Below are 1,005 nucleotides of genomic sequence, written 5' to 3' on the forward strand. Positions count from 1 at the left end.
AGTGGAAGATTGCAGATGGAAAAAGAGTTTTAATCAAAGGCGGAAGTAATCCATACCAGCAGGAACCTTTATGTGAAGTGATTGCTTCTGGGATTGCGGAAAGGTTATGCATCCCACATACGAAGTATACATTGCTGTGGGAGCATGAAAAACCGTTTTCTGTCTGCCAGGATTTCATTACTTCTGAAACGGAATTGGTATCAGCATACCATATCATGCAGAGCAGAAAGAAGCCAAATGATCTCTCGGACTATGAATTTTATCTGAATTGTGCGGAACAACTTGGCGTAAAAAATATCAGAGAGCAGACAGAAAAAATGATTGTTTTGGATTTTCTGATCGGAAATGAAGACAGACATTTCAATAACTTTGGCTTGATTCGAAACGCAGTTACATTGGAATGGATTGGTGTTGCACCTATTTTTGACTGTGGAACATCACTGTGGTATAACACACAGGAAAGTCTGATCAAGCCACTTTCTCCCAATCTGCCAGCCAAGCCTTTCAAGAAAACCCATAGAGAACAGATCAAACTAGTAAAAGATTTTTCATGGTTAGACATGAAAAAGTTAAAAGGTATGGAAGAAGAAATGGAAGAAATCCTATCCCAATCACCTTACATCAGCAGAGAACGCAGGACAGTTTTATGTGATGCGTTCTGCCAAAGAGCAGAATTGCTGGGAGAGATTGCAAACGAACACACGATAAAAGAGGATATTTCACAAGAAAATGATATGATTTTCTAATCCAAAACAATAGAATAAGCAAAACAAAGAGTAGGCGAGCCAAAAGGTTCGCCTTTTTTTGCGCCCTGTTTGCCCTTGTGTGCCACTTTGTAGAGCAGGTGGAGTAGTTGCAGGGCAAGGCAGTTTGGAGGTAGTGTCAACAGTTTTGCACAAATTGGTTTGCAAGCTCTGGTGTGAATGAAGTCAGCCAGCAATGGAGGTATCCTTAACGGCAGCCTCCAGGTGCTTCATGTTCATGTACTTTTTGTTGCCCCACTGG

1 protein-coding gene is annotated in these 1,005 nt (G+C 41.2%); it reads left to right on the forward strand.

Going from position 1 to position 1,005, the window contains the following annotated elements:
- Nucleotides 1-746: HipA domain-containing protein (locus H9X84_RS13160; protein ID WP_243423771.1), on the forward strand; the 746-nt coding region annotated here is incomplete at its 5' end.
- Between the last annotated feature and the right edge of the window lie 259 nt (nucleotides 747-1,005).

Source organism: Anaerotignum lactatifermentans (genome assembly GCF_016902535.1).
GTDB classification, from domain to species: Bacteria; Bacillota; Clostridia; order Lachnospirales; family Anaerotignaceae; genus Anaerotignum; species Anaerotignum lactatifermentans_A.